Source organism: Streptococcus sp. 2342, from assembly GCF_013276795.1.
In the GTDB taxonomy this organism is placed as follows: Bacteria; Bacillota; Bacilli; order Lactobacillales; family Streptococcaceae; genus Streptococcus.
In genome coordinates this window covers 291248-303912 of the sequence record NZ_VMLR01000002.1, presented here as the reverse complement: position 1 = coordinate 303912, position 12665 = coordinate 291248, and the positions used below count along the sequence as shown (strand labels likewise).

General features: G+C 37.9%; 13 protein-coding genes. All 13 read left to right on the top strand.

Annotated features, from left to right (window positions below; genetic code table 11):
* Positions 1–450 precede the first annotated feature (450 nt).
* The 13 genes from HT689_RS02605 (at position 451) to HT689_RS02550 (ending at position 12658) form a co-directional block, all read left to right on the top strand.
* Entirely contained in the window at positions 451–903 is a 453-nt protein-coding gene (locus HT689_RS02605; protein WP_173225682.1) for a YhcH/YjgK/YiaL family protein, read from the top strand.
* 18 nt (positions 904–921) lie between these two features.
* Positions 922–2259 (top strand): sugar ABC transporter substrate-binding protein, encoded by a 1338-nt coding sequence (locus HT689_RS02600; protein WP_173280788.1) that lies wholly within the window; start codon positions 922–924, stop codon positions 2257–2259.
* A 78-nt stretch (positions 2260–2337) separates the two neighbouring features.
* Positions 2338–3222, top strand: coding sequence for a sugar ABC transporter permease (locus tag HT689_RS02595; protein WP_173280786.1), 885 nt, complete (start codon positions 2338–2340; stop codon positions 3220–3222).
* Entirely contained in the window at positions 3222–4055 is an 834-nt protein-coding gene (locus HT689_RS02590) for a carbohydrate ABC transporter permease (protein ID WP_023935698.1), read from the top strand. Before HT689_RS02595 ends, HT689_RS02590 begins: the two co-directional genes overlap by 1 nt.
* A 230-nt stretch (positions 4056–4285) precedes the next feature.
* Positions 4286–5389: a Gfo/Idh/MocA family oxidoreductase gene (locus HT689_RS02585; RefSeq protein WP_138704630.1), complete on the top strand. Its 1104-nt coding sequence runs from the start codon at positions 4286–4288 to the stop codon at positions 5387–5389.
* A 179-nt stretch (positions 5390–5568) separates the two neighbouring features.
* Complete coding sequence (locus HT689_RS02580; protein WP_173280784.1) at positions 5569–6267, top strand: N-acetylmannosamine-6-phosphate 2-epimerase; 699 nt, start codon at positions 5569–5571, stop codon at positions 6265–6267.
* A gap of 114 nt (positions 6268–6381) precedes the next feature.
* Positions 6382–7710: an ABC transporter substrate-binding protein gene (locus tag HT689_RS02575; protein WP_173225694.1), complete on the top strand. Its 1329-nt coding sequence runs from the start codon at positions 6382–6384 to the stop codon at positions 7708–7710.
* Between the two features lie 251 nt (positions 7711–7961).
* Positions 7962–8828: a sugar ABC transporter permease gene (locus HT689_RS02570; protein ID WP_162278974.1), complete on the top strand. Its 867-nt coding sequence runs from the start codon at positions 7962–7964 to the stop codon at positions 8826–8828.
* A 15-nt stretch (positions 8829–8843) separates the two neighbouring features.
* The gene (locus HT689_RS02565) at positions 8844–9683 is read left to right on the top strand and encodes a carbohydrate ABC transporter permease (RefSeq protein ID WP_001192006.1); all 840 of its coding nucleotides are present in this window, start codon (positions 8844–8846) and stop codon (positions 9681–9683) included.
* A gap of 227 nt (positions 9684–9910) precedes the next feature.
* Entirely contained in the window at positions 9911–10363 is a 453-nt protein-coding gene (locus HT689_RS02560; RefSeq protein ID WP_173225697.1) for a YhcH/YjgK/YiaL family protein, read from the top strand.
* A gap of 282 nt (positions 10364–10645) precedes the next feature.
* The gene (locus tag HT689_RS09685) at positions 10646–10840 is read left to right on the top strand and encodes a hypothetical protein (protein ID WP_025169385.1); all 195 of its coding nucleotides are present in this window, start codon (positions 10646–10648) and stop codon (positions 10838–10840) included.
* An 82-nt stretch (positions 10841–10922) separates the two neighbouring features.
* The gene (locus tag HT689_RS02555) at positions 10923–11567 is read left to right on the top strand and encodes a YesL family protein (protein ID WP_173225702.1); all 645 of its coding nucleotides are present in this window, start codon (positions 10923–10925) and stop codon (positions 11565–11567) included.
* A 173-nt stretch (positions 11568–11740) separates the two neighbouring features.
* Positions 11741–12658, top strand: a complete 918-nt coding sequence (locus HT689_RS02550) for a dihydrodipicolinate synthase family protein (RefSeq protein ID WP_050274060.1) — start codon at positions 11741–11743, stop codon at positions 12656–12658.
* Positions 12659–12665 lie beyond the last annotated feature (7 nt).

The following is a 12665-nucleotide window of genomic DNA, read 5'->3' as shown; positions in this document are numbered from 1 at the left end:
GTTTGAATTTGATTTTCGAAGAGTATAAGTGAGCAGCTTATAAATTCAATTCCCCAAATAGATTCATACTAGTATCTTTTGCAAAAAATAAAGGGCGACTTCCTTCATGAATATCAATTTCATCTATAAGGAAGGTAGCTCATTGAACTAACTTATTTATTCTGTTTGTCGCTAGAAAAATCAGACCTCCTTGTGAAGATTGAGGAGATACTGAATGAAAATCAAAGAAGAAACTAGCAAGCTAGTAGCAGATTGCCCAAAACACCGCTTTGAGGTTGTAGATAAGACTGACCTATATAATTCAAGGTGAAGCGACTGCGGTTTGAAGAGATTTTCAAAGAGTATAGGCTAGAGAGTGTAGTGTTTTTATGTCCTTCTAGTAGAAAATGCTAGACAGAAGAATGGGGAACTTGGATAGGAAAAATAGATTGAGAAAGGAGGTTAGAAGAGATGATTATTACAAAAATTAGCCGTTTAGGAACTTATGTGGGAGTCAATCCACATTTTGCAACATTAATAGATTTTCTAGAAAAAACAGGACTAGAAAATTTAACAGAAGGTCCGATTGCTATCGATGGTGATCGATTGTTTGGGAATTGCTTTACTTATCTAGCAGATGGTCAAGCAGGGGATTTCTTTGAAACACACCAAAAATATTTGGATATTCATTTAGTTTTGGAAAACGAAGAAGCCATGGCTGTTACATCACCAGAAAATGTAAGCGTTACCCAAGAATATGATGAAGAGAAGGATATTGAATTATACACAGGGAAAGTGGAACAGTTGGTTCATTTGAGAGCTGGCGAATGTCTCATCACTTTTCCAGAGGATTTACATCAACCCAAGGTTCGTATAAATGATGAACCTGTGAAAAAAGTTGTCTTTAAAGTTGCGATTTCTTAATGTAGAAAGGGAAGAACGATGAAAAAAATGAGAAAGTTTTTATGTCTAGCTGGAGTTGCGCTAGCAGCTGTTGCCTTGGTAGCTTGTTCAGGAAAGAAAGAAAGTACAACTAGTACTGAACCACCGACAGAATTATCTGGTGAGATTACAATGTGGCACTCCTTTACTCAAGGACCGCGTTTAGAAAGTATTCAAAAATCAGCAGATGCTTTCATGCAAAAGCATCCAAAAACGAAAATTAAGATTGAAACATTCTCTTGGAATGATTTCTATACTAAATGGACTACAGGTTTAGCAAATGGAAATGTGCCAGATATCAGTACAGCTCTTCCTAACCAAGTAATGGAAATGGTCAACTCAGATGCTTTGGTTCCGCTAAATGATTCTATCAAGCGTATTGGACAGGATAAATTTAACGAAACTGCCTTAAATGAAGCAAAAATCGGAAATGATTACTACTCTGTTCCTCTTTATTCACATGCACAAGTTATGTGGGTTAGAACTGATTTGTTAAAAGAACATAATATTGAGGTTCCTAAAACTTGGGATCAACTCTATGAAGCTTCTAAAAAATTGAAAGAAGCTGGAGTTTATGGCTTGTCTGTTCCGTTCGGAACAAATGACTTAATGGCAACACGTTTCTTGAACTTCTACGTACGTAGTGGTGGAGGAAGCCTCTTAACAAAAGATCTTAAAGCAGACTTGACAAGTCAACTTGCTCAAGATGGTATTAAATACTGGGTTAAATTGTATAAAGAAATCTCACCTCAAGATTCTTTGAACTTTAATGTCCTTCAGCAAGCTACCTTGTTCTATCAAGGAAAAACAGCATTTGACTTTAACTCTGGCTTCCATATCGGAGGAATCAATGCCAACAGTCCTCAATTGATTGATTCGATTGATGCTTATCCTATTCCAAAAATCAAAGAATCTGATAAAGACCAAGGAATTGAGACCTCAAACATTCCAATGGTTGTTTGGAAAAATTCAAAACATCCAGAAGTTGCTAAAGCATTCTTAGAAGCACTTTATAATGAAGAAGACTACGTTAAATTCCTTGATTCAACTCCAGTAGGTATGTTGCCAACTATTAAGGGGATTAGCGATTCTGCAGCCTATAAAGAAAATGAAACTCGTAAGAAATTTAAACATGCTGAAGAAGTGATTACTGAAGCTGTTAAAAAAGGTACTGCTATTGGTTATGAAAATGGACCAAGTGTACAAGCTGGTATGTTGACTAACCAACACATTATTGAACAAATGTTCCAAGATATCATTACAAATGGAACAGATCCTATGAAAGCTGCAAAAGAAGCAGAAAAACAATTAAACGATTTATTTGAGGCTGTTCAGTAGATGTAAAAGACTAGAAAATAGGTGGGCTAGTGAGCTGAAAAGCCCTAGCCCAATCTTGTAAAAGAAGGGAGAAGGAGAATGGTTAAAGAACGTAATTTAACTCGCTGGATATTTGTTTTACCAGCTATGATTATCGTAGGATTACTCTTTGTTTATCCGTTTTTCTCGAGTATTTTTTATAGCTTTACCAATAAGCATTTGATTATGCCCAATTATAAATTTGTTGGTTTAGCTAACTATAAAGCTGTGCTATCAGATCCCAACTTCTTTAATGCGTTCTTTAATTCAATTAAGTGGACCATTTTCTCATTAGTTGGTCAAGTTTTAGTAGGGTTTGTATTGGCTTTAGCTCCTCACAGAGTACGCCACTTCAAGAAATTATATAGGACCTTATTGATTGTTCCTTGGGCATTTCCTACCATCGTTATTGCCTTCTCTTGGCAGTGGATTCTAAACGGGGTTTATGGCTACTTACCTAATCTAATCGTAAAATTAGGTTTAATGGAACATACACCTGCATTTTTGACAGATAGTACATGGGCATTCCTATGTTTGGTGTTTATCAACATTTGGTTTGGAGCACCAATGATTATGGTTAATGTGCTTTCAGCTTTGCAAACAGTACCAGAAGAACAATTTGAGGCTGCTAAGATAGATGGTGCTTCAAGTTGGCAGGTGTTCAAGTTTATCGTCTTTCCACATATTAAAGTAGTTGTAGGGCTTCTAGTTGTTTTGAGAACTGTATGGATCTTTAATAACTTTGACATTATCTACCTTATTACGGGTGGTGGACCGGCTAATGCTACAACGACGCTTCCAATTTTTGCTTACAACCTGGGTTGGGGCACTAAATTGTTGGGTCGTGCTTCAGCAGTTACAGTGTTGCTCTTTATCTTCTTGATGGCGATTTGCTTTATCTACTTTGCTATCATCAGTAAGTGGGAAAAGGAGGGTAGAAAATAATGAAGAAGAAATCCAGTATTTATTTAGATATTCTCTCACATGCACTCTTGATTGGTGCGACTATTGTTGCAATTTTCCCATTGGTATGGATTATCATATCGTCTGTCAAGGGGAAAGGGGAATTGACTCAGTATCCAACACGATTTTGGCCTGAACAGTTTACATTAGATTATTTTATACATGTTATCAACGATTTGCACTTTATTGATAACATTCGAAATAGTTTAATCATTGCCTTAGCTACAACCCTTATTGCGATTATTATTTCTGCTATGGCAGCCTACGGTATTGTTCGATTCTTCCCTAAATTGGGAGCAATCATGTCGAGACTACTCGTCATTACCTATATTTTCCCACCAATTTTGTTAGCAATTCCCTATTCAATTGCCATTGCTAAAGTTGGGTTAACAAATAGTTTATTTGGCTTGATGATGGTTTATCTATCTTTTAGTGTTCCATATGCAGTTTGGCTCTTAGTTGGATTTTTCCAAACAGTTCCAATTGGAATTGAAGAAGCAGCTCGAATTGATGGTGCAAATAAATTTGTAACGTTTTATAAAGTTGTGCTACCGATTGTAGCACCAGGTATTGTAGCAACAGCTATTTATACATTTATCAATGCTTGGAATGAATTCCTGTATGCCTTGATTTTGATTAACAATACAGGAAAGATGACAGTAGCAGTAGCCCTTCGTTCACTTAATGGTTCAGAAATACTAGACTGGGGAGATATGATGGCAGCGTCTGTTATTGTAGTTCTTCCATCAATCATTTTCTTCTCTGTCATCCAAAATAAGATTGCAAGTGGATTGTCAGAAGGATCTGTGAAGTAATACTCAATGAAAATCAAAGAGCAAACTAGCCGCAGGCTGCTCAAAGTACAGCTTTGAGGTTGCAAATAAAACTGACGAAGTCAGCTCAGAACACGTTTTTGAGGTTGTAGATGAAGCTGACGAAGTCAGTAACCATACGCACAGTAAGGCGACGTTGACTCGGTTTGAAGAGATTTTTGAAGAGTATAAGTTAAAATTAGAAAGTTTATTCAATAATAAAGGAGAAAAACATGGTTAAATATGGTGTTGTTGGAACAGGGTATTTTGGAGCTGAATTGGCTCGTTATATGCAAAAGAATGATGGAGCAGAGATTACTCTTCTCTATGATCCAGATAATGCAGAAGTAATTGCAGAAGAATTGGGAGCAAAAGTAGCAAGTTCCCTAGATGAGTTGGTTTCTAGCGATGAAGTAGATTGTGTTATCGTCGCAACTCCAAATAATCTTCATAAAGAACCGGTTATTAAGGCTGCACAGCATGGTAAAAATGTTTTCTGTGAAAAACCAATTGCGCTTTCTTATCAAGATTGTCGCGAGATGGTAGATGCGTGTAAAGAAAACAATGTAACCTTTATGGCAGGACATATTATGAATTTCTTTAATGGTGTTCATCATGCAAAAGAACTCATTAATCAAGGAGTTATCGGAGACGTTCTATATTGTCATACAGCTCGTAATGGTTGGGAAGAACAACAACCGTCAGTATCATGGAAAAAAATTCGTGAAAAATCAGGTGGTCACTTGTATCACCACATCCATGAATTGGATTGCGTTCAATTCCTTATGGGTGGCATGCCTGAAACTGTAACTATGACAGGTGGAAATGTAGCCCATGAAGGTGAACATTTCGGTGATGAAGATGATATGATTTTTGTCAATATGGAATTTTCTAGTAAGCGTTTTGCCTTGTTAGAATGGGGTTCAGCTTATCGTTGGGGTGAACATTATGTCTTAATCCAAGGAAGCAAAGGTGCCATTCGCTTAGACTTATTCAACTGTAAAGGAACTCTTAAGCTAGATGGACAAGAAAGTTATTTCTTGATTCACGAATCGCAAGAAGAAGATGATGATCGGACTCGTATCTATCATAGTACAGAGATGGATGGAGCAATTGCTTATGGTAAACCAGGTAAACGTACTCCATTATGGCTATCATCTGTCATTGATAAAGAAATGCGCTATCTGCATGAGATTATGCAAGGAGCTCCAGTATCAGAAGAATTTGCAAAACTTTTGACAGGTGAAGCTGCCCTAGAAGCAATTGCTACTGCAGATGCTTGTACCCAGTCTATGTTTGAAGATCGCAAAGTAAAATTGTCAGAAATTGTAAACTAAATTTTGGTATTCTCCTATTATAGGTCGACTTGCTCCTCTGAAAGTACTTTTAGAGGAGCTGTTTGACTTGGCTAGTTTTTGAAACTGAAATCTATTATACTACAAACTCTTGAAAGCGTTTTAATTTTAAGGTATAATAATCTCATAGAAATAAAGAAAAAAGAAAGGGAGGAAAGAAGATGCCACAGATTAGTAAAGAAGCCTTGATTGAACAAATCAAAGATGGAATCATCGTTTCTTGTCAGGCTCTTCCTCATGAACCGCTTTATACAGAAGCGGGAGGGGTGATTCCCTTGCTGGTCAAAGCGGCTGAGCAAGGTGGAGCAGTCGGTATCCGAGCCAATAGTGTTCGCGATATCAAGGAAATTAAGGAAGTCACCAAACTTCCGATTATTGGGATAATCAAACGAGATTATCCGCCACAAGAACCCTTCATCACGGCTACTATGAAAGAAGTTGATGAATTGGCAGAACTGGACATCGAGGTGATTGCTCTGGATTGTACCAAGCGTGAACGCTACGATGGTTTGGAAATTCAAGAGTTCATTCGTCAGGTCAAGGAGAAATATCCTAACCAGCTCTTGATGGCTGATACTAGTATATTCGAAGAAGGACTAGCAGCTGTAGAAGCAGGAATTGACTTTGTCGGAACAACCTTATCAGGATACACATCCTACAGTCCAAAAGTGGACGGTCCAGATTTTGAACTCATCAAAAAACTCTGTGATGCTGGTGTAGATGTCATTGCAGAAGGGAAAATTCATACACCAGAACAAGCCAAACAAATCCTGGGATATGGAGTGCGAGGTATCGTTGTTGGTGGCGCTATTACTAGACCAAAAGAGATTACAGAACGCTTTGTTGCTGGTCTCAAATAACACAATCTTAAAAAAGAGGAGAGTGGTGGATGAGTAGGATGAAATGAAATCGCATACAAGAAATAAAGAACTTATTATCCAAGTTGGATACGCTTATTACATAGGAGAATACAAATGAAATTTAGAAAATTAGCTTGTACAGTACTTGCGAGTGCTGCGGTTCTTGGTCTTGCTGCTTGTGGCAATTCTGGCGGAAGTAAAGAAGCTGCCAAATCAGGTGGTGACGGTGCCAAAACAGAAATCACTTGGTGGGCATTCCCAGTATTTACCCAAGAAAAAACTGGTGACGGTGTTGGAACTTATGAAAAATCAATCATCGAAGCGTTTGAAAAAGCCAATCCAGATGTAAAAGTGAAATTGGAAACTATTGACTTCAAGTCAGGTCCTGAAAAAATCACAACAGCTATCGAAGCAGGAACAGCTCCAGACGTACTCTTTGATGCACCGGGACGTATCATCCAATACGGTAAAAACGGCAAATTGGCTGAGTTGAACGACCTTTTCACAGATGAATTTGTTAAAGATGTCAACAATGAAAACATCGTACAAGCAAGTAAAGCTGGAGACAAGGCTTACATGTATCCAATTAGTTCTGCCCCATTCTACATGGCAATGAACAAGAAAATGCTAGAAGATGCTGGAGTTGCAAACCTTGTAAAAGAAGGTTGGACAACTGATGATTTTGAAAAAGTATTGAAAGCACTCAAAGACAAGGGTTACACACCAGGTTCATTGTTCAGTTCTGGTCAAGGGGGAGACCAAGGAACACGTGCCTTTATCTCTAACCTTTATAGTGGTTCTGTAACAGATGAAAAAGTTAGCAAATATACAACTGATGATCCTAAATTCGTCAAAGGTCTTGAAAAAGCAACTGGCTGGATTAAAGACAATTTGCTCAATAATGGTTCACAATTTGACGGTGGAGCAGATATCCAAAACTTTGCCAACGGTCAAACATCTTACACAATCCTTTGGGCACCAGCTCAAAATGGTATCCAAGCTAAACTTTTAGAAGCAAGTAAGGTAGAAGTGGTAGAAGTACCATTCCCATCAGACGAAGGTAAACCAGCTCTTGAATATCTTGTAAACGGATTTGCAGTATTCAACAATAAAGACGACAAGAAAGTCGCTGCATCTAAGAAATTCGTTCAATTTATCGCGGATGACAAAGAATGGGGTCCAAAAGACGTTGTTCGTACAGGTGCCTTCCCAGTCCGTACTTCATTTGGCAAACTTTATGATGACAAACGCATGGAAACAATCAGCGGCTGGACTCAATACTACTCACCATACTACAACACTATTGATGGATTTGCTGAAATGAGAACACTTTGGTTCCCAATGTTGCAATCTGTATCAAATGGTGACGAAAAACCAGCGGACGCTTTGAAAGCCTTCACTGAAAAAGCGAACGAAACAATTAAAAAAGCTATGAAACAATAGTCCTTAGTTATTCTATAAAAAGTAGTTTTTTAAAGAACCTAAGAGTGTATACCCCCTTTTCCCTCTACACAGATAGTGTAAGAAAAGGGGGGCTTTTGTTTAAAATGTAAGAAATTGTCACGAAATTAAAATGAAGTTCTTACATAAGCGAATCATAAAAAATTTCATTTTGATTTTAAAACAGTTCAAGAAAGTCAAAAAATATTCTATTTGAAAGAGAGGTGCCTACTGTGAAAGTCAATAAAATCCGTATGAGGGAAACAGTGATTTCCTATGCTTTCCTAGCACCAGTGTTGTTCTTCTTTATTATCTTTGTTTTAGTACCAATGATTATGGGCTTCATCACAAGTTTCTTTAACTACTCTATGACTAGTTTTGAATTTGTGGGCTTAGATAACTATGTCCGTATGTTTAAAGATCCTGTCTTTACAAAATCTCTGATTAACACAGTTATTTTGGTTGTTGGCTCTGTACCGATTGTTGTTCTCTTCTCGCTCTTTGTAGCGTCACAGACCTATCATCAAAATGCTATTGCCAGATCTTTCTACCGTTTCGTTTTCTTCCTTCCTGTTGTAACAGGTAGTGTTGCTGTAACGGTTGTATGGAAATGGATTTATGATCCGCTATCAGGTATCTTAAACTTTGTTTTGAAATCTAGTCATATCATCACTCAAAATATTTCATGGCTGGGCGACAAGCACTGGGCATTGCTGGCGATTATGATTATCCTCTTGACAACGTCTGTTGGTCAACCGATTATCCTTTATATCGCCGCTATGGGGAATATTGACAATTCATTGGTTGAAGCAGCTCGTGTTGATGGTGCAACTGAATTTCAAGTTTTCTGGAAGATTAAATGGCCAAGCCTTCTTCCAACAACTCTTTATATCGCAATCATCACGACAATCAACTCCTTCCAAGTTTTCGCCTTGATTCAATTGTTGACATCTGGTGGGCCAAACTACTCTACAAGTACCTTGATGTACTACCTGTACGAAAAAGCCTTCCAATTGACAGAATATGGTTATGCAAATACAATTGGTGTCTTCTTGGCAGTCATGATTGCGATCGTAAGTTTTGTTCAATTTAAGGCGCTCGGAAACGACGTAGAATACTAAAGAAAGGAGACAGCTATGCAATCTACAGAAAAAAAACCATTAACAGCCTTTACTGTTATTTCAACAATCATTTTGCTCTTGTTGACTGTGCTGTTCATCTTTCCATTCTACTGGATTTTGACAGGGGCATTCAAGTCACAGCCTGATACCATTATGATTCCGCCACAATGGTTCCCTAAAATGCCAACCATGGAAAACTTCCAACAACTTATGGTGCAGAACCCTGCCTTGCAATGGATGTGGAACTCAGTATTTATCTCATTGGTAACCATGTTCTTAGTTTGTGCAACCTCATCTCTAGCAGGTTATGTATTGGCTAAAAAACGTTTCTATGGTCAACGCATTCTCTTCGCTATCTTCATCGCTGCTATGGCGCTTCCAAAACAAGTTGTCCTTGTACCATTGGTACGTATCGTCAACTTCATGGGAATTCATGACACTCTTTGGGCAGTTATTTTGCCTTTGATTGGATGGCCATTTGGTGTCTTCCTTATGAAACAATTCAGCGAAAATATCCCTACAGAGTTGCTCGAATCAGCTAAGATTGACGGTTGTGGTGAGATTCGTACCTTCTGGAGCGTAGCCTTCCCAATTGTAAAACCAGGGTTTGCGGCTCTTGCAATCTTTACCTTCATCAATACTTGGAATGACTACTTCATGCAATTGGTTATGTTGACTTCACGTAACAATTTGACTATTTCACTTGGGGTTGCGACCATGCAGGCTGAAATGGCAACCAACTATGGTTTAATTATGGCAGGAGCAGCCCTTGCTGCTGTGCCAATCGTAACAGTCTTCCTAGTCTTCCAAAAATCCTTCACACAGGGTATTACTATGGGAGCGGTCAAAGGATAATACTCTGCGAAAATCGAATGCAAACTAGGTCAGCGTCACCTTGCCATACTTAAGTATTGCCTGCGGTTAGCTTCCTAGTTTGTTCTTCAATTTTCATTGAGTATAAGAGAATATAGAGTTATAAGTGTCTACAAAATGGAGGGTATGCAGTTACTTTATGAAGTTTTGTCAGACACTTATCAACTTAAGAATGGTTTTAGTTAACTATCAGAAACGAAGGAAAGAGTATGATTTTTGACGATTTGAAAAACATCACCTTTTACAAAGGGATTCATCCTAATTTAGACAAGGCTATCGACTATCTCTACCAACATCGTAAAGATTCTTTCGAATTAGGAAAGTATGAGATTGATGGAGATAAAGTCTTTCTAGTTGTTCAGGAAAATGTCCTCAATCAAGTTGAGAATAATCAATTTGAGTATCATAAGAACTATGCAGATTTGCATTTGTTGGTAGAAGGGCATGAATATTCGAGCTACGGTTCACGTATCAAAGATGAAGCAGTAGCATTTGACGAAGCGAGTGACATTGGCTTTGTTCATTGTCATGAACACTACCCACTCTTGTTGGGTTATCACAATTTTGCGATTTTCTTCCCAGGAGAGCCACATCAACCAAATGGTTATGCAGGTATGGAAGATCAAGTTCGCAAGTATTTGTTTAAAATTTTAATTGATTAAAAATAGGATGAATTGTTTTTTGTAAAGCTTTGATAATACTCTACCATGAAATTGATCTTTGTGAGGTAGAGAAATGAGCTCTTATTGTCAGTATCTTTATTCAGAAATGCTATTGGTATAGCAGGATTGAAGTTCAGCAAAGTCTTTATGGCTGCGGCAGCAAGAGTAGGATTACTGACCAAGATTTCTGGAAGGATTTTACAAATAGCTGTGAATCTAGTTGATGTATATGGTTGTATAAACTTTTAAAATGTGAGAATGAAAGCACTTTGTATTTTTTTATTGAAAGCACTTTGTATTTTTTTATTGAATATGTTAGCTTGGACAGTGCTTGCAATGATAGTCCGTGGAGGGCTAGATGGATTTAATGAGCATACTTGGAGTACTATTTTAATTGCTTCGCTGTCCGGGATATATATAGATTATATGTCCATAGATAAAAATAGAAAAAAGTCCAAAAGAAAAAAGAAAAAATAGCTTTGTTCATGGTAGGGACTTATGAAAGCTTTACTGATAAAAAAGAAAATAGTTTACAAAGAAAAATGATGGGGGAGCAAAGATGTCACAAAAAGGAAGAAGTCTCATCAAGGCTGCATTTGATACAGATAATTTTCTAATGCGAATTAGTGAGAAGGTTTTAGATATTGTAACAGTCAATCTTCTCTTTGTAGTAACTTGTTTGCCAATCGTAACGATTGGAGTGGCTAAAATCAGCCTCTACGAGACCATGTTCGAAGTTAAGAAGAGCAGACGTGTTCCAGTTTTTAGAACCTATCTAAGAGTTTTCAGGCAAAATCTGAAACTAGGTTTTCAGTTGGGGATGTTAGAATTAGGAATTGTATTTCTAACCCTTTCAGATCTCTATCTTTTCTGGGGTCAAACAGCTTTGCCCTTCCAATTGGTTAAAGCTATTTGTCTAGGTATTCTGATTTTCCTTACCATTGTGATGTTGGCTAGCTATCCAATCGCGGCACGTTATGACCTATCTTGGAAAGAAATTCTTCAAAAAGGATTGATGTTGGCTAGTTTTAATGCTCCTTGGTTTATCTTGATGATTGCAATTATCTTTTTGATTTTGATGATTCTATATCTATCAGCTTTTACCCTTCTATTGGGAGGATCAGCTTTTATTCTCTTTGGTTTTGGACTTCTTGTTTTTTTACAAGTGGGAGTGATGGAAAAGCTATTTGCTAAGTATGAGTAAGGGGGGCAATTATTTCTGAAACTACTTTCAAACGCTCCAAACGCTATTCTATAAGCGAGAAACTAAAATCTAAGTGTCCATAAGATATTGAAAGCCTTTTCGGTAAAGTGTATACTAAAGAAGTAAAGAAAGAATCTGCTTTAGCAGAAAATAAAAATAATAGGAGAAAATCTATGTCAGATTTGAAAAAATACGAAGGTGTCATTCCAGCCTTCTACGCATGTTATGATGATCAAGGAGAAGTAAGTCCAGAGCGTACGCGTGCCTTGGTTCAATACTTCATTGATAAAGGTGTTCAAGGTCTTTATGTCAATGGTTCTTCTGGTGAATGTATCTACCAAAGCGTTGAAGACCGCAAGTTGATTTTGGAAGAAGTCATGGCAGTTGCCAAAGGTAAATTGACCATTATTGCCCATGTTGCTTGCAATAATACTAAAGATAGTATGGAACTTGCTCGCCATGCTGAAAGCTTGGGAGTAGATGCTATTGCAACGATTCCACCAATTTATTTCCGCTTGCCAGAATACTCAGTTGCTAAATACTGGAATGACATTAGTGCTGCAGCACCAAACACAGACTATGTCATCTACAACATTCCTCAATTGGCAGGGGTTGCTTTGACTCCAAGCCTTTACACAGAAATGTTGAAAAATCCTCGTGTTATCGGTGTGAAGAACTCTTCTATGCCAGTTCAAGATATCCAAACCTTTGTCAGCCTTGGTGGGGAAGACCATATCGTCTTTAACGGTCCAGATGAACAGTTCCTAGGTGGTCGCCTCATGGGTGCCAAAGCTGGTATCGGTGGTACTTATGGTGCTATGCCAGAACTCTTCTTGAAACTCAACCAATTGATTGCGGATAAAGATTTAGAAACAGCGCGTGAGTTACAGTATGCTATCAACGCTATCATTGGTAAATTGACTGCTGCACATGGAAATATGTACGGTGTCATTAAAGAAGTCTTGAAGATCAATGAAGGATTGAATATTGGTTCTGTTCGTTCACCATTGACGCCAGTAACGGAAGAAGATCGTCCAGTTGTAGAAGCAGCTGCAGCCTTGATTCGTGAAACCAAGGAGCGCTTCCTCTAATCCATAA